The 24,847-nt window shown below is 56.2% G+C and carries 21 protein-coding genes and 1 tRNA gene; 8 read left to right on the top strand and 14 right to left on the bottom strand.

Going from position 1 to position 24,847, the window contains the following annotated elements:
• Positions 1-93: 93 nt before the first annotated feature.
• The 6 genes from clpX to QEP11_RS13385 form a co-directional block, all read right to left on the bottom strand.
• Entirely contained in the window at positions 94-1,356 is a 1,263-nt protein-coding gene (gene clpX / locus QEP11_RS13410) for an ATP-dependent Clp protease ATP-binding subunit ClpX (protein WP_284337154.1), read from the bottom strand.
• 106 nt (positions 1,357-1,462) lie between these two features.
• Positions 1,463-2,071 (bottom strand): ATP-dependent Clp endopeptidase proteolytic subunit ClpP, encoded by a 609-nt coding sequence (gene clpP, locus QEP11_RS13405; protein WP_284337153.1) that lies wholly within the window; start codon positions 2,069-2,071, stop codon positions 1,463-1,465.
• A 155-nt stretch (positions 2,072-2,226) separates the two neighbouring features.
• Positions 2,227-3,537 carry a trigger factor gene (gene tig, locus QEP11_RS13400; protein ID WP_284337152.1) on the bottom strand — a complete coding sequence of 437 codons (1,311 nt, stop codon included), beginning with the start codon at positions 3,535-3,537 and terminating at the stop codon, positions 2,227-2,229.
• An 86-nt stretch (positions 3,538-3,623) separates the two neighbouring features.
• Positions 3,624-3,710 (bottom strand) — tRNA-Leu (locus tag QEP11_RS13395).
• Between the two features lie 93 nt (positions 3,711-3,803).
• Positions 3,804-6,986, bottom strand: a complete 3,183-nt coding sequence (locus tag QEP11_RS13390) for an efflux RND transporter permease subunit (protein WP_284337151.1) — start codon at positions 6,984-6,986, stop codon at positions 3,804-3,806.
• A 14-nt stretch (positions 6,987-7,000) separates the two neighbouring features.
• The gene (locus tag QEP11_RS13385; RefSeq protein ID WP_284337150.1) at positions 7,001-8,053 is read right to left on the bottom strand and encodes an efflux RND transporter periplasmic adaptor subunit; all 1,053 of its coding nucleotides are present in this window, start codon (positions 8,051-8,053) and stop codon (positions 7,001-7,003) included.
• Positions 8,054-8,163: 110 nt separating this feature from the next.
• On the opposite strand from QEP11_RS13385, the gene hpnC reads away from it, so the two are divergent.
• Entirely contained in the window at positions 8,164-9,054 is an 891-nt protein-coding gene (gene hpnC / locus QEP11_RS13380; protein WP_284337149.1) for a squalene synthase HpnC, read from the top strand.
• Positions 9,055-9,151: 97 nt separating this feature from the next.
• Here the strand turns inward: hpnC and QEP11_RS13375 are convergent, their stop codons facing one another.
• Positions 9,152-10,798, bottom strand: coding sequence for a methyl-accepting chemotaxis protein (locus tag QEP11_RS13375; RefSeq protein ID WP_284337148.1), 1,647 nt, complete (start codon positions 10,796-10,798; stop codon positions 9,152-9,154).
• 194 nt (positions 10,799-10,992) lie between these two features.
• Between QEP11_RS13375 and hpnD the strand changes: the two genes are divergently transcribed.
• The gene (gene hpnD / locus QEP11_RS13370) at positions 10,993-11,832 is read left to right on the top strand and encodes a presqualene diphosphate synthase HpnD (protein ID WP_284337147.1); all 840 of its coding nucleotides are present in this window, start codon (positions 10,993-10,995) and stop codon (positions 11,830-11,832) included.
• A gap of 2 nt (positions 11,833-11,834) precedes the next feature.
• Positions 11,835-13,178 (top strand): hydroxysqualene dehydroxylase HpnE, encoded by a 1,344-nt coding sequence (gene hpnE / locus QEP11_RS13365; RefSeq protein ID WP_349816777.1) that lies wholly within the window; start codon positions 11,835-11,837, stop codon positions 13,176-13,178.
• A gap of 44 nt (positions 13,179-13,222) precedes the next feature.
• Here the strand turns inward: hpnE and QEP11_RS13360 are convergent, their stop codons facing one another.
• From QEP11_RS13360 to QEP11_RS13350, 3 genes are all read right to left on the bottom strand, one after another.
• Entirely contained in the window at positions 13,223-13,435 is a 213-nt protein-coding gene (locus QEP11_RS13360) for a DUF2788 domain-containing protein (protein WP_284337308.1), read from the bottom strand.
• A gap of 31 nt (positions 13,436-13,466) precedes the next feature.
• Entirely contained in the window at positions 13,467-14,255 is a 789-nt protein-coding gene (locus QEP11_RS13355) for a DUF2189 domain-containing protein (RefSeq protein WP_284337307.1), read from the bottom strand.
• Between the two features lie 78 nt (positions 14,256-14,333).
• The gene (locus tag QEP11_RS13350; RefSeq protein ID WP_284337146.1) at positions 14,334-15,032 is read right to left on the bottom strand and encodes an HAD family hydrolase; all 699 of its coding nucleotides are present in this window, start codon (positions 15,030-15,032) and stop codon (positions 14,334-14,336) included.
• A gap of 79 nt (positions 15,033-15,111) precedes the next feature.
• Here QEP11_RS13350 and hemH point away from each other — a divergent pair, with 79 nt between their 5' ends.
• The gene (hemH, locus tag QEP11_RS13345) at positions 15,112-16,155 is read left to right on the top strand and encodes a ferrochelatase (RefSeq protein ID WP_284337145.1); all 1,044 of its coding nucleotides are present in this window, start codon (positions 15,112-15,114) and stop codon (positions 16,153-16,155) included.
• Positions 16,156-16,218: 63 nt separating this feature from the next.
• On the opposite strand, the gene QEP11_RS13340 is transcribed toward hemH, so the two are convergent.
• Positions 16,219-16,557 (bottom strand): H-NS histone family protein, encoded by a 339-nt coding sequence (locus tag QEP11_RS13340; protein ID WP_284337144.1) that lies wholly within the window; start codon positions 16,555-16,557, stop codon positions 16,219-16,221.
• Positions 16,558-17,020: 463 nt separating this feature from the next.
• Between QEP11_RS13340 and QEP11_RS13335 the strand changes: the two genes are divergently transcribed.
• A complete protein-coding gene (locus tag QEP11_RS13335) occupies positions 17,021-18,259 on the top strand; it encodes an MFS transporter (RefSeq protein WP_284337143.1) in 1,239 nt (412 codons plus the stop codon).
• Positions 18,260-18,432: 173 nt separating this feature from the next.
• Here QEP11_RS13335 and QEP11_RS13330 read toward each other — a convergent pair whose 3' ends face one another.
• The 3 genes from QEP11_RS13330 to QEP11_RS13320 all read right to left on the bottom strand — a co-directional run bounded on the left by QEP11_RS13330 (position 18,433) and on the right by QEP11_RS13320 (position 21,687).
• Positions 18,433-19,413 (bottom strand): Bug family tripartite tricarboxylate transporter substrate binding protein, encoded by a 981-nt coding sequence (locus tag QEP11_RS13330; protein WP_284337142.1) that lies wholly within the window; start codon positions 19,411-19,413, stop codon positions 18,433-18,435.
• A 64-nt stretch (positions 19,414-19,477) separates the two neighbouring features.
• Positions 19,478-20,467, bottom strand: coding sequence for a hydroxymethylglutaryl-CoA lyase (locus QEP11_RS13325; protein WP_284337141.1), 990 nt, complete (start codon positions 20,465-20,467; stop codon positions 19,478-19,480).
• Positions 20,464-21,687 (bottom strand): CaiB/BaiF CoA transferase family protein, encoded by a 1,224-nt coding sequence (locus QEP11_RS13320; RefSeq protein WP_284337140.1) that lies wholly within the window; start codon positions 21,685-21,687, stop codon positions 20,464-20,466. The genes QEP11_RS13325 and QEP11_RS13320 overlap by 4 nt, the downstream gene beginning before the upstream one ends.
• A gap of 202 nt (positions 21,688-21,889) precedes the next feature.
• Between QEP11_RS13320 and QEP11_RS13315 the strand changes: the two genes are divergently transcribed.
• The 3 genes from QEP11_RS13315 (at position 21,890) to QEP11_RS13305 (ending at position 24,811) form a co-directional block, all read left to right on the top strand.
• Positions 21,890-22,792 carry a LysR family transcriptional regulator gene (locus tag QEP11_RS13315; RefSeq protein WP_284337306.1) on the top strand — a complete coding sequence of 301 codons (903 nt, stop codon included), beginning with the start codon at positions 21,890-21,892 and terminating at the stop codon, positions 22,790-22,792.
• Positions 22,793-22,840: 48 nt separating this feature from the next.
• Positions 22,841-23,692: a PoNe immunity protein domain-containing protein gene (locus QEP11_RS13310; RefSeq protein WP_284337139.1), complete on the top strand. Its 852-nt coding sequence runs from the start codon at positions 22,841-22,843 to the stop codon at positions 23,690-23,692.
• A 171-nt stretch (positions 23,693-23,863) separates the two neighbouring features.
• Positions 23,864-24,811 carry a sulfurtransferase gene (locus QEP11_RS13305; protein WP_284337138.1) on the top strand — a complete coding sequence of 316 codons (948 nt, stop codon included), beginning with the start codon at positions 23,864-23,866 and terminating at the stop codon, positions 24,809-24,811.
• The last annotated feature ends 36 nt before the right edge of the window (positions 24,812-24,847 follow it).

Here is a 24,847-nt window from a genome sequence, read left to right as displayed (position 1 = left end):
GGCATCCTGTGCCAGGACTCATCAATTTTTTGTACCGCAAACTACTGCTTGCAGCGAAATGGGCCTGCCACAAAACAGGCCACACCCCATCAATCAGGCCTTTTTTGCAGCTTCCCGGTAGACCAGCAAGGGGGCTTTGCCCTCTTCAATGGTGGACTCTTCCAAGACCACCTTTTCGACATTCTCGAGGTTGGGCAAGTCAAACATGGTCGACAGCAGCGACTGTTCCAGAATCGAGCGCAGACCACGAGCACCTGTTTTACGAGCAATGGCCTTGCGCGCAATAGCCGACAGCGCTGAAGGACGCACTTCCAGCTCCACGCCCTCCATGGCCAACAGCTTGTTGTATTGCTTGACCAGTGCGTTCTTGGGCTCCGTGAGAATGCGCACCAAGGCTTCTTCATTCAGCTCGGTCAACGCCGTCACCACGGGCATACGACCGACCAGTTCAGGGATGATGCCGAACTTGATCAGGTCTTCTGGCTCGATGTCCTGAAACAGCTCGGTCAGAGAACGGTTGGCCTTGCTGCGCACTGAAGCGCCAAAGCCGATGCCCGATGCCTCGGTGCGGTTCTCAATGACTTTTTCCAGGCCCTGGAAAGCACCACCACAGATAAACAAGATATTCGTGGTATCGACCTGCAAGAAGTCCTGATTGGGATGCTTGCGACCACCTTGAGGAGGCACACTGGCCATGGTGCCTTCAATCAGCTTCAGCAAAGCCTGCTGCACGCCTTCACCGGACACATCACGGGTGATGCTGGGGTTATCTGACTTACGTGAAATCTTGTCGATTTCGTCAATATAGACAATGCCACGTTGTGCACGCTCTACGTTGTACTCGCAACTTTGCAGCAACTTCTGGACAATGTTCTCAACGTCCTCACCCACATAACCAGCTTCAGTCAGCGTCGTGGCATCAGCCATCACGAACGGCACATCAAGCTGACGCGCCAGTGTTTGTGCCAACAAGGTCTTACCTGACCCGGTGGGGCCAATCAGCAGGATGTTGCTCTTGGACAGCTCCACATCATCCTTGCCCGCCTTGTCTTTGTGATTGAGGCGCTTGTAGTGGTTGTACACCGCCACCGCCAGTGTGCGCTTGGCCTGCTCTTGGTCAATCACGTAGTTGTCCAGATTGGACTTGATTTCAGCAGGCGTAGGCAGATCACCGCGTGCCTCGCGCGCGCTGTTGTCCGGTACCTCATCGCGAATGATTTCATTACACAAATCAATGCACTCATCACAGATGAAGACGGACGGACCAGCAATCAGCTTTTTGACCTCATGCTGGCTTTTGCCACAGAAGGTGCAATAAAGGTTTTTTTCGCTGGTTGTGCCTTTTTTCTCGGCCATGGGGGCTACGCCTTGTTTACGTCAATAAGAGGAGAGGATGATAGCAATGTAAAAACGGCGCTACCCGAAGGGGAAAGCGCCGTTTGCTGCTGATCAGCGCTAATGGTTAGGCGCGTTTTTCAATCACGCTGTCAACCAGACCGTAGTCTTTGGCTTCCTGCGCAGACAGGTAGTAATCGCGCTCTGTGTCGTGGCGAATCTTTTCCAGTGGCTGGCCGGTACGCTCCGCCAAGATTACATTCAAACGCTCACGTGTTTTCAGAATTTCACGTGCATGAATTTCAATTTCTGTTGCCTGACCGCGCGCGCCACCCAAAGGTTGATGAATCATGACCTGAGAGTTAGGCAAAGCAAAACGTTTGCCCTTGGCGCCTGCAGCCAGCAGGAAAGCACCCATGCTAGCAGCCATGCCGCAGCACAAGGTGGACACATCTGGCTTGATGAAGTTCATGGTGTCAAAAATCGCCATGCCTGCCGACACACTACCACCAGGAGAGTTGATGTAGAAGGAAATATCCTTCTCAGGGTTTTCACTCTCCAGAAACAGCAGCTGAGCGACCACCAAGTTCGCGGTCTGGTCGTTCACTTCACCAACCAAAAAAATCACGCGCTCTTTGAGCAAGCGGGAATAGATGTCATAAGACCGCTCACCGCGGCCCGACTGCTCAACCACCATGGGCACCATGCCCAAGCCTTGCATATCCAATGCGCTCATGTTTTCTCCAAACGGGGGAACAGAACAAATACTGTAACCAAGAAATGAAATGGGGCTTGTGCTGAAAAGCACAAGCCCCGGATCCAGAACTTTTTTGCCAAACCGCCCAATCACTAACGAGCGATGAGCGGCTTGCCTTGCTCGAGGGTGCCTAATTAGGCTTGACCCATCAGTTCATCGAACGACACTGCCTTGTCGCTTACCTTGGCTTTGCCCAAAACGAACTCGGTCACGTTGTTTTCAATCACAACAGCTTCCACTTCCGCCAAACGCTGACGATCGCCAAAATACCAGCGCACCACTTCTTCAGGCTTCTCGTAGGAAGCAGCCAGTTCGTCTACATGCGCCTTCAGTTGCTCAGGAGTGGCTTCCAGCTTGTTGGCCTTGACCAATTCAGCCACCACCAAGCCCAGACGCACGCGGCGCTCGGCTTGAGGCATGAAGATGTCTTCAGGGATTTCAGCCTTGTCAGCATCCTTGATGCCACGCTGCTTCAGGTCAGCGCGAGCGCTTTCCATCAGGCGAGCCACTTCGGCTTGCACCGAAGCCTTGGGCAGATCCAGTTCAGCCACGGAAACCAGAGCATCCATCACGGCTTGCTTGTTGCGCGCCTGCAAACGGAACTTGACTTCACGCTCCAGGTTCTTCTTGATGTCTGCGCGCAGTGCTTCCACGGAACCGTCAGCAATACCCAGCGACTTCACCAGAGCCTCGTCCACTTCGGGCAGATTGGCTGCTTCAACCTTGTTCAAGGTCACCAGGAAGTCAGCTGTCTTGCCTGCCACGTCCTTACCATGGTAATCCTCAGGGAATGCCAAGGGGAAAGTCTTGGATTCGCCGGCCTTCATGCCACGCACTGCATCTTCAAATTCCTTGAGCATTTGACCTTCGCCAACCAGGAATTGGAAACCTTCAGCCTTGCCGCCGGCAAAAGTCTCACCGTCGATCTTGCCTTCAAAGTCAACCGTCACGCGATCACCGTCCACGGCAGCTTCAGTGGCTGCACGCTGAGCAAAGGTGCGGCGCTGCTTGCGCAGGATGTCCAAGGTCTTGTCGATTGCGGACTCGTCCACATCGGCAGTCAGTTTTTCAACTTCTGCAGAAGCCAGATCACCGATCTTCACTTCGGGAAACACTTCGAAGATGGCCTCAAACTCGGCATTGCCTTCAGCAGCGCCTTCCTTTTCGGAAATGCGAGGCTGGCCAGCAACGCGCAGACCGGCTTCTTGCACGGCCTTGGCAAATTCTTCACCCACCTTGTCGTTCAGCACTTCGTACTGCACAGAGTAACCATAACGCTGGGCAACAACGTTCATGGGCACCTTACCGGGACGGAAGCCGTCCATCTTCACAGTACGCGCAACCTTCTTCAGACGCGCTTCAACTTCGCTCTGGATTGCAGCAAGAGGCAAGCTCAGCGAAATTTTGCGCTCGAGCTTTTCAAGGGTTTCAACTGTAACGGCCATGGTGATTCCTAATTCTGGGGAAATAGTGGACTGTGCCGACTGCAGTTCACAGCCTGCACCGTATTCCGCATAGTCTCACTGGAATGTGGTGCGCGGGGCGGGACTCGAACCCGCACAGTGTTGCCACCGTCAGGACCTAAACCTGGTGCGTCTACCAATTTCGCCACCCGCGCGGTCTTGATAACTACAGAGCTAAATTCAAGTCTGAGTCATAGGTCAATCAGCGATTTTAACCTCGAAAAAAGGCCGCCGCACACTCCTTGGCATCATTTTTCTTCTGCGTATTCAACTTCTGGGCGCTTGACCCGAAAACATGCTGCATACATGGCAGGCAGCGCAAACAAGGTCAACACGGTTGCAACGATCAGCCCCCCCATGATGGCAACCGCCATGGGCCCCCAAAAGACACTGCGCGACAATGGGATCATCGCCAGGACTGCCGCAGCCGCTGTCAGCACAATAGGCCGCAGGCGACGCACAGCGGCCTCCACAATGGCATCCCACGTCGCCACACCGCGGGCACGGTCGGTCTCAATCTGATCAATCAAAATCACCGAATTGCGCTGAATCATGCCCATCAACGCAATAACGCCCAGCAAGGCCACAAAGCCAAATGGACGATCCAGCAGGATCAAAGCCGCCGCCACACCGGCAATACCTAAGGGCCCAGTCATAAACACCAGCAATGCACGACTGAAGCTATGCAGTTGAACCATCAGCAATGTAAACACCAGAAATAGCATCACTGGGATGCCCGCTGCAATGGACAGGGCACCCTTGGCACTTTCTTCCACGGCACCTGCCGCCACGATACGGTAGTCCGCAAGCCCCTGCGCCTGCCACTGCGCCTGCAACCTGTCCATTTCAGGCTGCAGCGCCTGTGTCATGGTGGCACCTTGCAAGCCCGCACGCACATCACCTTGCACTGTGATGGCGTAAGTGCGCGCTTCCCTCCAAAGAACTCCAGGCTCCCAGCCAAGCACTGGACTGGCAATCTGTGCCAATGGAATGGATTTTCCAGAAGCGGTGGGCAAATAAGTGGCTGCCAGGTCGTCCATAGCGTCACGCTCTTGCAGAGGCTGGCGCATAACCATGTCGATCAACTTGTCACCCTCACGAAACTGACCAATGGTGGTGCCTGACAACAATGTCTGCGTGGCCTGCGCAATGGACTGGCTGCTCACGCCCAAAGCTCGGGCTTTTTCCTGGTCAATTTCTAATCGCATGACTTTGACTGACTCATTCCAGTTGTCATTCACACCGCGCATATCGTTGTTCTTGCGCATCACTTCTTTGACCTGGTCTGCAAGCAAGCGCAATTGCGTGGCATCTGGCCCCATCACACGAAACTGAACAGGATATGGAACAGGTGGTCCACTGGGCAACAACTTGGTACGAGCCCGCACCTCTGGAAAGGCCTGAGCCAATTCGGTGGACAAAGTTTTCATCAGCTGGTCACGCACCTTCAAGCTCTGCGGCATGACGATGAACTGCGAAACATTGCTTTGCGGAAAAACCTGGTCCAAGGGCAAATAAAAGCGCGGCACGCCAGAGCCCACCCATACCGTCACGCCTTCCACCCCGGCCTGCTGCCTAAGGTAGGCCTCCATATGTCGCACCACCTGTTCGTTGCCGGCAAATGATGTACCTTCTGCAAACCAGGCATCAACCAAGATTTCAGGTCGGTTGGAGTCCGGAAAAAACTGCTGTTGTACACGGGACATGCCGAACATGCCCAAGCCAAACACCAAGGCAGTTGCACCAATCGTCAGCCAGCGATGGGCAACACACCAATACACCGCAGCACGAAAGCGCTGGTAAAAAGGACTGTCAAACACTTCATGCGGATCTGGGGCAAAACCATCCTTTGGCGCTCTGCGCTTGGGCTCCTTCAAGAAGATGCTGCCCAGATATGGCACAAAGTACACCGAAGCCACCCAACTGACGACCAACGCGATCACCGTGACCGCAAAAATGGCAAAGGTGTATTCGCCCGTCATCGATTTCGCCATGCCAATTGGCAAAAAACCTGCCGCTGTGATCAATGTCCCGGTCAGCATCGGCATCGCTGTGATGTCATAGGCAAACGTCGCTGAGCGCAGCTTGTCGTAGCCTTCTTCCAGTTTGCGAACCATCATTTCCACCGCGATGATGGCGTCATCGACCAGCAAACCCAGCGCAATGATCAACGAACCCAGCGACACCTTGTGCAGACCAATCCCCCAGTACCACATAGCCAGAAACGTGGCTGCCAGCACCAGTGGAATCGTCACGGCCACAACAAGTCCGGGGCGGGGGTCGATGTACCAACGCCGCCACCAGACGGCGGCCCCCTCACGCTTGTGCAGACCCAGGCTGATAAAGCTCACGGCCAACACCACCGCCACGGCTTCTATAAGGACTTTGATGAACTCATTGACCGACTCCGTCACCGCCTTGGGCTGATCCTGAATATTGACCAGCTCCACGCCAACTGGCAAGGTTTGCGCAATATGCGCTACTGTTGCATGCAAGGTCTTGCCCAAGCCAACAATATCCCCCCCTTTGGTCATCGAAATGCCCAGCGCAATCACCTCTCGCCCATCGTGGCGCACTTTGACACTGGGCGGGTCCTCATAGCCGCGAGTGATGTCGGCAATGTCTCCAAGCCTGAACTGCACCCCGGACGTGGCACGCACCGGCATGGCGCGCACCTGCTCCACCGCATCAAACTGCCCGGCAATGCGTACTTGCACCTGCTCTTGAGGGGTTTGAATCACTCCCGCGCCTTCCACCGCGTTTTGCTGATTCAGCTGACCGACCACCTGATTAATGTCAAGTCCCATGGCTGCCAGACGTTTTTGCGAAAGCTCCACAAAAATTCGCTCGCTTTGCACCCCAAACAACTCGACCTTGGCAACATCTTTCACCCGCAATAGCTGCTGGCGCACGTCGTCAGCAAAGGTCTTGAGCTCTGCGTAGCTGTACCCCTCCCCCGACAAGCCATAAATCACGCCATACACATCACCAAACTCATCATTGAAAAAAGGCCCTTGCACACCTTGCGGCAGGCTATAGCGCATATCTCCCACTTTTTTCCGCACGGTGTACCAAAGGTCTGCCACCTCTTGAGGCCTGGAGTTGTCACGCAATTGGAAGATGACTTGCGACTCTCCTGGCTTGGAGTAGCTGCTGATCTTGTCCGCGTAAGGCACTTCTTGCAGCACGCGCTCAATCTTGTCCGTCACCTGTTCAGCCACTTGCTGCGCGGAGGCCCCTGGCCAATACGTGCGCACCACCATGGCGCGGAAAGTAAAGGGCGGGTCTTCGTCTTGCCCAAGCTGAAAATAGGCGGCACCACCTAACAGCAAGATCACCACCATCAAATAGCGCGTCAGCGGAATATGCTGCAACGCCCAGCGCGAAAGATTGAAGCCCTCTTTCTCGGGCAAAAGTTTCTTTTCGGTCATGACAGACTCCAGATTCAGCGCACTTCTGGATAACGGGGCTGGTAAACACTGACCTTTTGCCCCTCCGCCAAGACATGCACACCGGCGGACACCAGTTGCATGCCTGTCTGCACACCGCTGGCAATCACAACATCGTTGCCCTCCACCCCTGCCAGTTCCACCTTATGAGCGTGTACTGTGGAGGTCTGTGCGTCAAACACCCAGACCTTGGATACCCCTTCCTGCTCCAGCACCGCCGTCGACGGCAATCTGATCGCGGAGTGAGGCACACGCCCGGATTGCTCCATCTGCACATAAGCCGTTGCACCCAATGGAGGCTGCCCTCCTCCAAGCACCTGCACTTTCACGGTATAGGTTCGCGTCACCGGATCAGCGCTGGCCGCCACTTCGCGTACCACGCCCTCCATACGTTCAGCTTGTGACCAGATTCGCACATGCACCGCCTGACCTTCCTTGATTGTGCCTTGCACGCTCTCCGGCACAGAAATCACAATATCACGCGCTCCTTCATGCGCCACCACCACCACGGGCGCCCCCGCCGCCACGACTTGCCCAGGCTCTGCCTGTACCGCAGTCACCACTCCGGCTGCATGCGCCACCAGGCGGGTATAGCTGCTCTGGTTGGACTGGGTTGTGGCCTGCGCCTGCGCTTGCTCCAGTTGGGCTTGCGCAGACTGCAGGGTCGCCCGACGCCGATCCAGTTCAACGCCACTAATGAACCCTTGATCTTTCAAGGCTGAAAACCGTTCCCAATCGGCCTGCGCCAGATCGCGCTGGGTTTTTGCTGCTGCCACTTGCGCCTGCGCAGCCTGCGCAGCCAGTGCATAGTCCTGCCCATCCAGCTCTGCCAGCAACTGCCCCTTGCGCACTTCGTCACCCACATTCACCAGCCGCTGCACCAGCTTGCCTGCCACTTGAAAGCCCAGACTCGACTCCGTACGTGCCCGAACTTCCCCCGCGTACTCCACTGTGGCGGTACTTGCCTGCGTCCCCACCTCTATCAGCTTGACTGCCCGAATGGGCTCAGGGGCAGGATCATGACGCGAACATGCAGCCAACAGTCCCATGGTGAGGACACAAACAAAAAGGCCCCTGAAGGGCCACACGACAACAGAAGAATGCATGGTGAAATCAATTACTGACTGATTGGTTAGCAATCTAGGTAAGGCCTTGCGCGATGTCAAGCGACAATGCATTGGTGAATGCCCCTGTCCCCCACCCCACGCAGCCCCGTGCTGCCCCCGTCACACACTACGAGAACTTTCCCGTAGCCTCGTGGCTGTGCCCTGCCCATCTGCGTCAGCCCATTGCCGCCATCTACGCTTTTGCTCGTGCTGCGGACGATATCGCAGACGAAGGCCAAGCCAGCGCCCAAGAACGGCTGCAAACACTGCGCAGCTACCGCCAGGAGTTGTATTCAGTTGCTGAAGGTGCAGCACCCCAGAACACCTGGGCAGCCATTTTTGGCCCTTTGCAATACAACATCCAGCTACACCAATTGCCTGTCGCTTTGCTTGATGACCTGATCAGCGCTTTTATTCAGGACATTGAAAAGACACGGGATGCAAGCACCTACGCAGACCGTACCGCACTGCTGGATTACTGCCGCCGCTCGGCCAATCCTGTGGGACGTTTGCTGCTGCACCTCTACGGCATCAACACGCCTGACGCGCTCACACGCAGTGACGCGATTTGCACCGCTCTGCAACTCATCAACTTCTGGCAAGACCTGAGCGAAGACATCCCGCGCGGCAGGCATTACCTGACTGATACAGACTGCGCGCAATTTGGCGTCACACGCGCCGCACTGGCTGCGCAAAAGGTCACACCAGCCATCCAGGCACTGCTAGCCAGCAATGCGCAATGGGCTCGCGCGCTCATGCAAACTGGCGCCCCGCTGGTACATCACCTACCAGGGCGAATCGGATGGGAGTTGCGTCTGGTGGTGCAAGGTGGGTTATGCATTCTGGACAAAGTCGACAAACAACAAGGCAACAATCTGCATACGCGACACACCATCCAAAAAATAGATGTTCCCCGCATGATGTGGCGCGCACTCTGGATGTAACCCACAGCCCTTCAGCCAGATATCAAAAAGCCGGCATCACGCCGGCTTCGGTAAGATTAGCTTTGGAGCGCCACAGCAGCGCTGCCTCTAATTGAATTCATTGACTCGACAAAGCAGGTGCCGGCATGCTGCGCAAAGCCGCCTGCCTAATGTTGGGCTGATGGGCAAAATGCTGCGCGTGACCGGCAAAGCCATTCGACACTGCTCCGGCTTCCAAGACAAACTTGGCCGACATCTGCGCCATCTGCCTCGCCTGTTCTTGCAAGGCCGTGGAGGCTGCAGAAGTCTGCTCCACCAAAGCAGCGTTTTGCTGGGTGACATCATCAAGGTTAGCCACCGCATCGTTGATCTGCGCCAAGCCTTTGGATTGCTCAAGACTGGCTTCCGCGATCTCACTCACGATATCGGACACACGGGCAATGCTCTGAACAATGTCTTCCATGGTTTCCCCGGTCCGATGTACCTGCTCACTGCCCGTACGCACACGCTCCACGGAATCATTGATCAAGGCCTTGATTTCCTTGGCCGCCTCCGCTGACCTGCCAGCCAAAGAGCGCACCTCGCTGGCAACCACGGCAAAGCCACGGCCTTGCTCCCCGGCACGCGCGGCTTCAACAGCAGCATTCAGAGCCAGGATATTGGTCTGGAAAGCAATCGAATCAATCACACCAATGATGGCTTCTATCCTCTTGGCCGATGTGTTGATATCTTCCATGCTGGAGACCACCTCCGAGACCATCAGGCCGCCGCGCGCAGCCACATCCGTGGCGCCTCTCGCCAACTCGCTAGCCCGTGCAGCGCTGTCCGCGTTTTGCTGCACAGTGCTGGACAGCTCTTCGGTCGCCGCAGCTGTCTGCTGAAGCGAAGCGGCTTGCTGTTCGGTACGCATGGACAGATCGCTAGTGCCCACCGCAACTTGGGTTGATGCCCCGGCAATGGCTTCGGCACCGCTACGCACGCTGAAGATGATCTCGTGCAAATGCCTGCGCATGTCCTCCATTTGCAGCAGCAATTCCGAGATTTCGTCTTTACCACTCACATGCAACTGTTGTGAGATATCACCTGCAGCAATGGCTTTGGCCTCGTTATGGGCCTGCTTGAAGCCTGTTTTCATGCGCTGCAACAAGGAGTAGGACAGCAAACTTGCAGGCAATCCACCCAGCAGCACACACAATGCAAACACGCCAATACTGATGTTGTAACGCGCATGTGCCGCCTGATATGCCTCATCGGCCTGCGTGACCTGCAAGCCCTTGAAAGCACCAACCAGAGCAACCAGCATGTCACCCTCTTCACGCCCCAAAGTCAGGAAGCGCGACATCAAATCACTACTGAAATCACCCGACTCCATTTGCTGCACCAAGGTGCCCAGTTTGCTATTCCAGTCGTTTTGCACACGAGCAGCTTCGGCAAACATGTCTTTGTCCATCCCGGGATCAATCATGGCATCCAGCTCTTTTTGCCATTCCGTACCCAAATTCAGACTGTGCTTGACGATGTCCAGATGCTCCGTGACTGGATGGTCGTGCAGACTGGCCAACGCGCTGTCAGGCGCATGCTGGAAAGACAACAGCATTTGCATACGCGATTGCGCCACACTTTCGTTGATCGAGTCTGCCAACAAGATGCGTTGCAAGGATTGATTGTGCAATGCGCCCAAGCTGTCACGCGCACTCATCAAGCCATACCAGCTCATTCCAATGACCACCGCCATCGATAAAAAGTAAGCAACGAAGACCAGCATGAAGCGCTGCGTCAATCGCAGGGAATTGAAACTGAGCATCTTGTTCTATGTATCTGATTGCAACAAGACAATCTTAGATGGCATGCTCGCCAAACCCCAGCATCTAGAACCACTCACCTGATTCACATCAAGCTCAAGCCTCTTCTCCTCGAATTGCCGCGCCAAATGCCAGCCGTGGGACAATCACACACCATATGACTCCGGAAACCTACGTCCAACAAAAAGCTGCTGCATCGGGCAGCAGCTTTTATTACGCATTTCTTTTCCTGCCCACCAGCCGCAGAGCCGCCATCACAGCGTTTTATGCGTTTTGCCGTGAGGTGGATGACGTAGTCGACGAGGTACAAGATCACGGTGTGGCCGCACAAAAGCTTGCCTGGTGGCAACAAGAAGTCGCTCAAGCCTTTGCCGGCAAGCCCAGCCATCCTGTCATGCAGGCTTTGATGCCGCACACAGCGCCATTCCAGATCGAACAACGCCATCTGCTGGCTGTGATTGAAGGTTGCCAGATGGATCTGGAGCAGACACGCTATCTCGACTATGCGGGCCTGCAACGCTATTGCCACTTGGTGGCTGGTGTAGTTGGCGAGGTGGCCGCACGCATCTTTGGTCAAACCGAAGCTGCGACTACCGCTTATGCACACAAGCTTGGGCAAGCCTTCCAGTTGACCAACATCATCCGTGATGTGGGTGAAGACGCCATGCGTGGCCGCATCTACCTGCCCATCAGCGATTTGCAGCAGTTTGATGTCAGGGCACACGAGATTACAAAGCGCGAATACTCCGAGCGCTTTACCGCGCTCATGCGCTTTGAAACCCAGCGCGCACACCAGCTCTACGAAGAGGCATTTGCACTTTTGCCTGACGCTGACCGACGTGCTCAAAAACCAGGCTTGATGATGGCCAGCATTTATCGCACCTTGCTGCGTGAAATTGAAGCTGAAAACTTCCAGGTCCTGCACCAGCGCATTGGGTTGACGCCGCTGCGCAAACTCTGGCTGGCATGGAAGATGCAGGCCTTGGGCCGTATGTAGCTGTGGGTACCAACTCCTTGCCTTTGCGTATTGCCATTGTGGGTGGCGGCTGGGCTGGCATGGCTGCTGCCGTGCAGCTGCAAGCGCGGAAACACCATGTCCAGGTGTGGGAGACCAGCCGCACCTGGGGTGGACGTGCCCGAGCCTTAGAGCTCCAAGGCCCTCAGGGGCAACAATGGACTGTCGATAACGGGCAGCACATCCTTATCGGAGCCTATCAAGCATGCCTGCAACTCATGCAAACCGTTGGCGTGAGCCCTGCATCCAGCATGTTGCGACTACCGCTGGATTTGCGCTGTGCAGATGGCACAGGCCTGCAACTCCCTGACTTGCCCCCCCCATGGGATGCCGTGCTGGGTATTGCTCGGGCCAAAGGATGGAGTTGGCGTGAAAAGCTGGCTTTGCTGCGCTTGGCCCACACTTGGCAGCAGCGCCAGTTCTGCTGCGCCAGCACCGATACCGTCGCTGATATTTGCCAAGGGCTGCCGGCACGGTTGATGCGCGAATTTGTTGATCCTCTTTGCATCTCGGCGCTCAACCTCCCAGCGGACCAAGCCAGCGGAGCCATTTTTTTGCGTGTGCTGCAAGATGGACTTTTCAGCGGTCAGGGTGGATCTAACCTACTGATTCCGTGCACGGACCTGAGTACGCTCTTTCCTGCCTCGGCAGCACAGTGGCTCAACCGACAGGGTGCACAGCTACACCTTGGCGTTCGTATCGATGACATCGTGCTGCAAGAAGACACCGCCACCTGGCATATTCAGGGCCAGCAATTTGATGCGGTCCTGCTTGCGACTTCCTCGGCACAAGCAGCCCGGCTGGTACAGACGGTGCAGCTTCCCATACCCTGGCAAAAACACGCCAGGCAGTGGGCTGACACGGCCTCAGCATTGCCGCACACAGCCATTGCCACGGTATATGCCTACTCGCCGGAGATACCAAGTCGCCGCGCGTTGCTGCCTGCGCCCATGGTGGCTTTGCGCAGCCACAGCCACGCACCTGCCCAGTTTGCCTTCGACAAAGCCCAGCTTGGTGGCCCGCCCGGTGTTATCGCCCTGGTGGTCAGCGCCAGCCATGGAGACAGAGCATTGCTGGAATCGCAAGTGATAGCGCAGGCACGCTCAGAACTGAAGCTGCCTGATTTGCAGCCGCTAAAAACAGTTATCGATAAGCGCGCCACGTTTGCATGCACGCCGCAGGTTCAGCGCCCTGACACGCAGATAGGACCCGGCTTGTGGGCTTGCGGAGACTATGTGGAAGGCCCATATCCAGCCACATTGGAAGGTGCCGTGCGCAGCGGCAATGCAGCTGCCGATGCTGTGCAGCAACACTTTCAGCAGCTGTAGTACAACCACCAAGCAAGCCTCTTGCCCGGCTTGACCGGGCAGATTCAGATTTCCAGATACCACTGAATCACGGCCTTGGCCACAAAGCCGATAAAGCCCACAGCCAAGCCCAGGAACAGCACAAAAGTGCCGAACTTTCCTGCTTTGGACTCCCATGCCAAATGACCAATGATGAACAGCATGAAGAGGATGAATGCCCCCACACCGTAGGTCATAAAAAATTGCGAGATTTGTTCTTCTGTATAACCAAAGATCACGACACGTGTCCTAGAAACCACGGAGCTTGTGCTACGGCGCTGCCTCCCGCAGCGCAAAGTCCGATGCATCCACCAAATCACGGTAGGCGTGCCAACTGGCATGACCCAGCATGGGCATCACAAACACCAGACCCAGCAATAACGAAGCCAAGCCCAACAATGTAAAAATCACAATCAGCGCCGCCCACAACGCCATAGCGATAGGGTTTTGCAAAATCACCAACCAGCTAGTGCAAACGGCCTGAGGCAACGAGACTTTGCGATCCAGCAAAAAAGGCATGGAAATCACACTGGACGCAAAAATAGGGGCCGCCAGAAAACTCCCCAAACTCAGCCATGCGTAAAACAATGTGCTGTCCGAAGCCAGCATGACATGCTGTACAAAGTCCATGGGCGACGCAATACGCACCGGAGAAAACAACGTGATGAGCGATGCAGAAACCACCACCCAGCCTGTTGCCGAGATAGCCAGCAAAAGGCCAAACTGCACCAGACACCAGTAGTCATTGCTGCGCTTGCTGCTGCCACGTTGCCAATACGTCCAGGTACGTCGCACCAGCCCGAAATCCGCCGCTTCACCACGCTCCAGGGCCCGGCTGATAGCGTACAAGCTAGTGGCGACAGCTGGCCCAATCACCAGAAAACCGGAAAGTGCGCCTGCCATCAACCAAAAGCGATTGTGCCCTACCAGCAGGATCAGCGCACCAAACAGAGCCAGCGCAAGCCCGTGCGCCAAACTCAGCCACGGAGCACGGCAGATATCGCGCCAAGCCAAAGCAAGCCAAGACAAAGGCTGTAGCAACTCAACGCGCTGGGGCATTGGCAAATCAAGCCGAGGGGAACGCAACAAAGTCTGCGGCATACACGGTCTCCTTACCCCCATAGAGCAGTGACTCAGTCAGTCGGCCAAGATCTCACACAGCTCCAACAAGCTGACAACCGTAGCGGGGGGATGCTGATCGTCTAAAGGCCAATCTAAGCCACTGCGGTTGAGCCAAACAGCGTGCATACCCGCATTCCTCGCACCCGCCGCATCCATCTTGGCATCGTCTCCTACGTGCAGAATGGCCGAAGGCGGCAACTGCAAGGCCTGTGCGACGCAATGGAACATGCGTGCATCCGGCTTGGCAAAGCCCGTGCGCGTCACATTGAAACTATCTTGGAAATATTCGCCGATGCCCACGCGGTGCACATCTGCATTGCCATTGGTCACGGCAACTACCGGCCAGCGCTGTGACAGAAATTCCAGCGCCGTCAAAGCATCGTCAAAAAGTTGAACACGCTGTCGTTCGGCAAAAAATATCTCAAACGCAGGGATAGCCAAATTCTCATCATCACCTGCTTGTCGCAGTGCCAGCGCAATCGACGCCTTACGCAACCCGCTTAAATCACCGTGCAGGTCTGGACGCTCAAGCTCAACTTGCAGTCGAATGGATCGCAAGGCCTCTGCGGACGAAAAAACTTGTGCAGTCCGCGCCGCATGCTCTTTTAACCATAGCAGCAAAACTTCTTCGGCCCGGCGAATCGTTGGCCAGATCGGCCATAAGGTGTCATCAAGATCAAGGGTAATGGCACGAATTTGAGATGAGTCAAGCATGAATCAAGAATACTGAAATGGACTAAGGACGCAGTTGTGCTCTTCGGTATGACGGCCAGCTTTTGTCACAATGGCAGACATGCTGTCTCGCTTTGCTCCCGAACCCAAGCTTCCCGCAGGTCAACCCGAACGCACCGGTGTTTTGCTGTGCAATCTGGGTACCCCCGACGCCGCCACGCCCTCTGCCGTGCGCCGCTACCTGGCGCAATTTCTGGCAGATGACCGTGTGGTGGAAATCCCCAAGCTGGCATGGTGGCCCATTTTGCACGGAATCATCCTGCGCACCCGCCCCAAAGCTTCGGCTGCCAAGTACGCCACCGTATGGGATCAGGGCGGAGCCCAAGGCTCACCTTTGATGTATTTCACGGAGCGCCAAGCCACTTTGCTGCGTGGCTGGCTGGGTGACGCAGGCGCTAACGTGCTGGTAAGCCATGCCATGCGCTACGGCAACCCCTCCATAGCGTCGCAGCTTGATGCACTCAAAGCGCAAGGCGCGACACGCATCTTGATCGTGCCGCTGTATCCGCAGTATTCCGGCACCACCACGGCCAGCGTGTGTGATGCCGTCTACGCCTGGGCACAAACCCAGAGGCATATTCCTGAGCTACGTTTTGTGCAGCGTTACCACGACCACAAGGGTTATATCGATGCCTTGGCACAAACCGTGGAAAAGCACTGGCGCGAAAATGGACGTGCTCAAAAGCTGTTCTTGAGCTTTCATGGCGTGCCTCTACGCACTTATGAACTAGGCGACCCCTACCGCGACGAATGCATCACCACGGGGCGTTTGCTGGCACATCGCTTAGGCCTGAGCGACGATCAGTATGTGCTGACCTTCCAGTCGCGCTTTGGCAAAGCCAAGTGGCTGGAGCCCTACACCGAGCCAACATTGGTGAAAATGGCGCAACAAGGTCTGGAGAGTGTGGACATCATGTGCCCAGGCTTTACCAGCGACTGCATTGAAACGCTGGAAGAGATCAACCAGGAAGCCCGTGAAGCTTTTATACATGCCGGTGGCAAGACCTACAACTTCATTCCCTGCCTGAACGACCATAACGCTTGGATTACGGCACTACGAGACATTACGCAGCAGCATATGCAGGGCTGGCCCGTGCAAGCATAAAGCCTCGTCACAAGGAGAAAAAGCCCGGTTGAATGTCTTCGCGACAGGCTTCCGGGCTTTTTCTTATTGAATGGGGAATGGATTATTGCTGTCGATGGGACGGCTGTACTCCACTACTTTGGGGGCTGGAATTTCGTAGTCCGAGAGATCCTTGCCTTCCAGCCATTTCGGCATTTTGCCGCGGCCAGTCCATGACTTTCCTGTCGCAGCGTCATAGTACTTGGCCTGTACTTTTTTCTTCTCCTGAGGCTGGAAAGGAAAGACTTGTTGTGCCGTAAAGCCGAAAGTCGCAATCAGTTCATGGATGGTCTTCAGTGCAGCGGCACTTTCCGTGCGCCGTGCTTGCTCAATGGTTTTATCCAGCTCGCGCTTGCGCGCCAAGAGTTCTTCGTATTGGGACATACCTATCTTCATAAACAAGGCTACATCGCCGGTGGCGTGGCAACCATTTTTGACAAACTGCACATTTTGCTAGAGCTTGCTTGTCCCATGCAGGCAATTTGATGACAAACTTGTTTTTTTAGTGTTTATTTGCGAGCCTGATCAAGCACATTCATGCAGAAGCCATCCAACAATCTGAACGCGAATCGCATAAAACAAACATTTGCGCTTGGAGAGACATGGATTGGCTGGCACCGTACAAGGTTGATTGAAGTCTTGCTGCGCTCCTGTCGCAGGCCTGCATAGAATCACGCTCCGAATCTACGGCCTGCACATTCTTGCAGGCTTTTTAGCGCGGGCAGACAACGTCATCGCCTGCACTACGTGGCTGAGTTCTTGGCCCCGAGGTCTTTGCACCTTGGGGTATTTGCTTTTTGTGGGAGCACCCTACGGTGCACTATCAAAAACAAGGACAACAACAGCCATGACCATTTCCCCCTCTTCGCCTGCTGGGCAGCCTACTGAAGTCAACGGCTACAGCTGGAAAGCCTTGATCGGATCCGCTGTCGGCTATGCCATGGACGGCTTCGACCTGCTGATCCTGGGCTTCATGCTCAGCGCCATCTCCGCAGATCTGAATCTCACACCCGGACAGGCTGGTTCACTTGTGACCTGGACGCTGATTGGCGCCGTCTTCGGTGGCATTGTGTTTGGTGCCCTTTCTGACCGCTATGGCCGCATTCGTGTGCTGACTTGGACCATCGTACTGTTTGCCGTGTTCACTGGTTTGTGCGCCTTCGCTACCGGCTATTGGGACCTGCTGATCTACCGTACCATCGCCGGCATTGGACTCGGTGGTGAATTTGGTATCGGCATGGCACTGGCGGCTGAAGCATGGCCAGCAAGGCACCGCGCCCGTGTCTCCTCCTATGTAGCCCTGGGTTGGCAAGTTGGCGTGCTGGCTGCAGCGTTGCTGACCCCTCTATTACTGCCCGTCATTGGCTGGCGTGGCATGTTCCTGGTGGGTGTGATTCCAGCATTGGTGGCCTGGGTGATCCGCAACAAAATCCACGAGCCCCAAGTTTTTGTCCGCAAACCCAAAGAGACAAAAGCGTCACGCCTGAAAGCCTTCAAGCTGCTGGTCAAAGACAAGGCCACGGCCAAGGTCAGTCTGGGAGTCATTGTTCTGACGTCCGTGCAGAACTTCGGCTACTACGGCATCATGATCTGGATGCCCAGCTTCCTGTCCAAGCAACTGGGATTCAGCCTGACCAAATCGTCCATGTGGACTGCAGTCACCATCGTCGGCATGATGGCCGGCATCTGGATCTTTGGGCAGCTTGCTGACCGCATCGGACGCAAACCCAGCTTTCTGCTGTTCCAGCTGGGGTCGGTCATCATGGTAATCACTTACTCACAGCTGTCCGATCCGACAGCCATGCTCTGGGCTGGAGCTGTCCTGGGCATGTTTGTCAACGGCATGATGGGCGGCTACGGTGCTGTGATGAGCGAGGCCTACCCTACCGAGGCACGCGCTACCGCGCAGAATGTGCTGTTCAACATTGGCCGCGGTATCGGTGGTTTTGGCCCCGTAGTGGTCGGTGCCGTGGCGATGAGCTACGGTTTCCAGATGGCCATTGCCTTGTTGGCCGCCATTTATGTGATTGACATGATTGCCACCGCCTTCCTGATTCCAGAGCTCAAAGGCAAAGAGCTGCATTAAGCCCCTGTTAAGGCGACCCTCGTTAGGTCGCTGATTCCACCTGCAACACATACAAATCTTAGATTTGCTGAGCGGTGTGCGACTTGCTCCGAGATAGCGGCTCCTAGGCTGCGACTCTTTGGCATCAAAAAAGGCACCTTGCGGTGCCTTTTTCTTTGCAGGATAGCGATCACTCAATCAGCCTGAATGTTGGCCTCCTTGACCACCTTGGCCCACATTTCCCAGTCCTGCCTGACCATTGCCCCCAAAGCCTTGCTGTCCTTGAAGTCAGCCGTTGCACCTTGATCCAGCGCCTTCTTCTGGAAGGCAGGATCACTGAGCATGTTGCGCACGTCTGCCTCCAGCTTGCTCACAATATCTTGTGGCGTTTTCGCCGGAGCAAACAAGGCAAACCATGATGTCGCATTGACTGCAGGCAGCCCCGTCTCGGCAGTAGTTGGCACCTTGCTCAAGCTAGGCAGACGCTCTTTGCCAGTCACGGCCAGCACCTTGAGCTTGCCTGCCTGAATGTGTGCCATGAAGGGCGGAGCCGTTCCGAATGTCAGGTCCACCTGCCCACCCAGTAAGTCCTGCAACGCAGGACCCGTTCCCTTGTAGGGCACGTGCACCATCTGAATGCCTGCTGCCTGTTCGAGCTGCACGCCCGTGACATGCTGCAAGGAGCCGTTTCCCGATGAGGCGTAGTTGAGCTTCATTGGATTGGCCTTGGCATACGCCACCAGCTCCTGCATGGTGTTGACCGGCAAATCACCGCGCACCACCACAATTTGCGGCGCGGACAAGACATTCGCTACAGGCACAAAATCAGACAGCGCCCAACTGCTCTTGCCCAGGTGAGGGGAGATCACATGGAAGCCCGAATACTGCATGAGCAGGTTGTAGCCATCAGCTTCCGCACGCTTGGCCTGGGCTGCGGCAATATTGCCGTTACCACCGCCTTTGTTCTCTACCACGATGGTCTGTCCCAGAACTGGCCCCAGGGCTTGCGCTGTCATGCGGGCAGCCAGGTCGGTGGTACCTCCAGCTGACGCAGGCACCACCATATTGATGGGTTTGCTGGGGTAGTTGTCCTTGGCGGCCACAACGTTCCAGCCACTCAGTGCCAGACCTGCAGCCAGCGCAACACGGCCAAATTGTTTGCGGTTCATGTTCATGATTGTTTCTCCTTGGATTTTTGTCATGGGCCAATGCCCTAGCGATACAGGTTTGCTGCCCCCGTTACGCAGCCTGCAAACGTTCCTGCGCACGTGCGCGAATTCCTGGCAATGAGGTGGGCGCCGGATGCAATTGCGACACAGGGCCGGCCTTGACGATGGCACTGGGAATGTCATGGCCGATCCAGCGTGGCAGATCAGCAGCCACCCGCGTCAGCGCAGCCAGATCAACGCCAGTGTCATAGCCCATGAGTTGCAGGGCATGCACCAGTTCCTCGGTACAGGCATTGCCACTGGCCCCAGGCGCATATGGGCAACCGCCCATCCCGCCAACCGATGCGTCAAATCGGTCTGCTCCCGCCGCAATGGCCGCCAACACATTCGGCAGCGCCATGGCCCGGGTATCGTGAAAGTGCAAGGTCAGCACGGTTTGCGGCCAACGCGCCCTGAACGCACTGACCATGGTGTGTACCTGCGCAGGATGGGCCATGCCCGTGGTGTCGCACAAGGTAATGCCCTGCACGCCCATATCGACAAAGCGCTGCACCCAGGCAAACACTTCATCAACAGGCACCTCGCCCTCCATCGGGCAGCCAAAGCTGCACGACAAGGACACATTCACCGCCACGCAGCCTTGCTGCGCCACCGCAATCACGTCCTGCAACCCAGCAAAAGACTGCTCACGCAACATGCGCAGATTGCACAGGTTGTGCGTCTCGCTCACGGACATGACGAGATTGAGCTCATCAGCTCCCGCCTCCATTGCCCGCTGCGCTCCCTTCACATTGGGCACCAGGCATGTCATCACCGTGCCGGCAGGCCGCTCAATGCCTTTGAGCACATCCTGCGCATCGGCCAGCGCCGGAATGGCTGACGGCGAGACAAATGCCGTCACTTCCACCTTGGCCATGCCGGCTGCCGACAGCGCATTCACCATGGCAATTTTCTGTGCCGTCGGTACAAAAGCCTGCTCCATCTGCAAGCCATCGCGTGGCCCGACTTCCTGAATGTAAATACGGCGACCTGCACCCTGCCACACAGATAGCGTACTCATTGGATCACTCCTTGCTCTCGCAACTGAGCAATCTGCTGTGCACTCAAACCCATGCCTGCGAGCACCGCATCGGTGTCATCACCCAGCTTGGGCGCGCTGCTGCGAATCGTGCCCGGTGTGCCAGACAGCTTGGGCACAATACCTGGCACTTCAACGCTGTAACCATCACGGGTGGATTGCTGCAAGATCATGTCGCGGGCACGGTAGTGCGGATCCTCGCAAATATCTTTGGCGGTATAGACCCGCCCTGCGGGCACACGAGCTTCTCCCAGCGCTTGCAGCACTGCATCAATGCTGCGGTCTTGTGTCCACGCGGCAATAGCCGCATCAATCTCCTGTACCCGCGCCACACGACCGGCGTTGTTGGCCAAGTCAGGTGCTGAGCCCAGGTCTTCGCGCCCGATAGTGCTCATCAGGCGCTTGAAAATGCTGTCCCCGTTGCCCGCGACCAAAACCCAGCCATCGGAGCAAGGGTAGGCATTCGACGGCGCAATTCCCGGCAACGCACTGCCAGCCGCTTCACGTACTGCGCCAAAGGCACTGTATTCAGGAATCAGACTTTCCATGACGTTGAACACCGCTTCATGCAAGGCCACGTCGATCACCTGCCCCTGACCACCGTTGACTTTGCGGTGGTACAGCGCCGTCAGCACGCCAATCGTGCCATGCAGAGCTGCCAAAGTATCACCAATTGAAACCCCTACACGCACCGGTACGCGCCCAGGCTCTCCCGTCAGGTGACGCAACCCCCCCATGGCTTCACCAACCACACCAAAACCCGGTAGATCACGATACGGCCCCGTTTGACCATAGCCCGAGATACGCAGAATGACCAGCCCCGGGTTCAGCGCATGCAGCTCCTCGGGCGACATGCCCCAGCCTTCCAGGGTGCCGGGGCGAAAGTTCTCAATCAGCACATCGGCTTCCTTGAGCAACTGGCGCGCCAAGTCCTGACCTTGAGGCTGGCGCAAATCCAGTGCCACCGATTTTTTGTTGCGCGACTGAACCTGCCACCAAACGGAGGTTCCTTCTTTGAGCAGCCGCCAGTTGCGTAGCGGATCACCTGCGCCTGGTGCCTCAATCTTGATGACCTCGGCCCCAAATTCACCCAATGTCTTGCCTGCGAAAGGGCCTGCAATCAGTTGCCCCATCTCCACAATCCGCACGCCCTTCAAGGCTCCAGCCTGCACTCCCAGCTCGGGTTGAATCTTCTCTTGCATCTTCACATCTCTTCCATCAGCACGCCTGTGTTGGCACGCTTTCAATAGACATGATGCAAAGCCTTTCTAGACAGCCAAAACACTTATTGGCGAAACCGCCATCGCATTCCAGCATAGCTACAGGAGAAATCAGTAAATACCCTTATAAATATAGCTACACAAATATGAGCGTATTGCTCAAATGGCAAAGCAAAATGACCGCATGCGTCTCGACCCTATCTCTTTGCGCCTGTTTGTTTCCGTCATGGAAGAACGGGCCATTGCCCGCGCCGCCTCGCGCGAGCACATTGCCACATCTGCAGCCAGCCGCCGACTTAGCGACTTGGAGGCCCAACTCAGCGTACGCCTCTTTGAGCGCAGCAATCGCGGCATTCATCCCACCCCTGCCGCCTACACCCTTCTGAACCTGGCGCGCAACGTACTTGGAGAAATGGATGGCATTGCCCTCCAGATGCGTGAATACGGCAAAGGTATTCGTGGCCACGTGCGCATGATGGCCAATATCTCGGCCATCACTCAGTTTCTGCCCACACAGCTGCAAAGCTTCATGGCGCAACATCCTGAGGTACAAGTGCATCTACAGGAAAAAATCAGCAGCGACATCGCTTTGGCTGTGGCACAGAACAATGCCGACTTCGGCATTCTGAATACAGGCACATACGGCAATGACCTGACATACGTTCCCTATCAAAAAGACGAGCTGATTTTGATTGCACCCACTGGCCATCCTCTGGCAGCGCACCAGTGCATTTCCATGCGCGAGGCGCTGACTTATGACTTTGTCGGTGCGCACACGGGCAGCGCCATCAACGGTCTGCTCACCCGAAGCGCTGCTCAGCTGGATATGCCATTGCGCTTGCGTATTCAAGTCACCAGCTACGACGCGTTGTGCCTGATGGTTGCTGCAGGCTTGGGCGTAGGCGTGCTGCCAAGGCAAAGCGCAGCCTTGTACCGGGGCAGTCTCTCAATTGAAAGCATCACATTGGACGAACCCTGGGCTCAGCGCCAGTTGCTGCTGTGCATGCGCAGCTATGACGCACTGCCCCCCGCTGCCCGCGCATTGGTGGATCACCTCATTGCGCCCCCAACGCCCCATCCAGATTGAGCTGTGCCTATCTATACTGAGCACATCTGCACATACCAACACGCGACCATGCTGAACTACGCCGACCTGCCTCACCTGATTGCTGACGCCCAAGCCATTGACTGGTCGTGCTGTGAACCTCGCCGCAAACTGCACCTTGGCAGTTGGCAAGAAGACTGGGAAGACAACCTGGCCATGCTGGAAAGCTTTGTTGCAGATGGTGCTTACGGGGTGCCCAGCAGCGACATGGACAGTTATGAGCTGCAAGATGCCTGCATGCAATGGGACAACGCAGCAGAGACTGCATCCACCTTGCTGCGGCTGGCACTGGACCGCGGCGCACCGGCCTCCGTGCTGCGCCCACTGTATCTGCAGGTGACGTCCGTCTGGCGCGACTATGCCGACCTGCTACAGCAATCCCGTAACAGCGGCTGCGCGCATACCAGCCAGGCCATCCGTGCAGAGACTTCCGAGTACCAATTTGCACTACAGCTTTTAGCCATGGCCGTGCTACTCGATGAACAAGGCGAAATTCCAGCCATTGTGGAGCACCTGCTGCATTTTCAGTCAGATCGCTTACTGGATTACCTCAGCGCTGCAGCCACTGGGCTGCAAGAGGCTTCGGACGAGTACTTTCACCCCAGCCCTTTTTCAGGCTTGAATGACTTTCTCGATCAATACGGCGATGTGTTCCCCGAGCCTCTGCAGCCCTACCTGGAGCAACACTACGACCGGTTTTTTGCGCTTTCTCCCAAAGAGCAATCCAGGCAGCAGCGTCTCACCGGCCCGCAAGCCTGGGGCTGGTGGGCTCTGGAAGTAGGGGCTTTGGTCGTTCTGTATGACCTTGACGATAGCGTCTTGCGTGACAACCCCCACTACCCTGCTGATCTGGTGGACTACGCTCTGGGCGTGCGCGATTGAACCCACTCCCCTTTCCACAGACGTTGGGGGAGGTGCAAACTTGCATTTCCAAATTTCAGTTAGCTATATGCAAGCAAAGAATTCTTCGTTGTAGGCATATTTCTATCCAGGGACAATACCGCCTTTGCCACATCCATGGCTTTCGCACCTGTCCTTGCACGGATGCTTACTATGAAGAACCATCAAATCCTCGCTCTGGCCCTGACCGTGGGCTCCAGTAGCTGGGCACTGGCTGCACCCGCCCTGCTCACGCCCACTGAACTCTCGCCTTTGCTCACGCAAGCTGAAGTACGGGTTGTGGATATCCGCGACCCCAAGAGTTTTGCCGAGAACCATATTCCAGGTGCCGTCAACGCACCCTATGGCAAGTGGCGCGGCCCAGCCACCAATCCAGGCGAGCTGCCAGACCACGACAAACTGGTAGCCTTGCTGCAATCACTCGGGTTGACCGCGCAGACACATGCCGTGGTCGTCTCCACTGGCAAGGATGCCACTGATTTTGGCGCCATGGCTCGCGTGTACTGGACCCTCAAGTCACTGGGCTTGAAGGAGCTGTCGATTGTCAACGGCGGCATGCAAGCGTGGAATGAGACCAAACTGGCGCTGTCCAAACAGCCCGTCAAAGTGACTCCCAGCACTTACGCCCCCAGCTTTGATGCCAGCTGGCTGTCCACACGCGAAGACATCACGCAGAGCATCAAGCTGAGCAATGCCGTGCTGGTCGACTCGCGCCCTGATGCGTTTTACCAGGGCAAAACGCAAGCCCCTGCCGCCAAGCTTGCAGGCACTTTGCCAGGAGCCGTGCAGCTCGATTTCAACCAATGGTTTGTGCCTGGCACCACCCGGTTTGTCGACACAGACAAGGCCAAGGCCATCGCCGCCCAAATTCAGGTGCCATCGGGCCAGGGCGCCGTCGCCTTTTGCAACACCGGCCACTGGGCGGCCACAGACTGGTTTGGCATGAGTGAAGTTGCAGGTATGCCTAATGTAAAGCTCTATGCGGGCTCCATGGTGGACTGGACCCAGCAGCCCGACTACCCCCAACTGCAAAACGCGCCGGGACGAGGTGAGCAGTTGCTGCGCTCCACCAAGCAGTGGTGGGAGCGGAAGTTCAACTGAATACCTATTGAGAAAACAAGCACACCAGAGCATGAG

Source organism: Comamonas halotolerans (assembly GCF_030162935.1).
Lineage (GTDB): Bacteria > Pseudomonadota > Gammaproteobacteria > Burkholderiales > Burkholderiaceae_C > Comamonas > Comamonas halotolerans.
The sequence above is the reverse complement of the archived record's forward strand: the minus strand, read 5'-3'. Positions and strand labels throughout refer to the sequence as shown.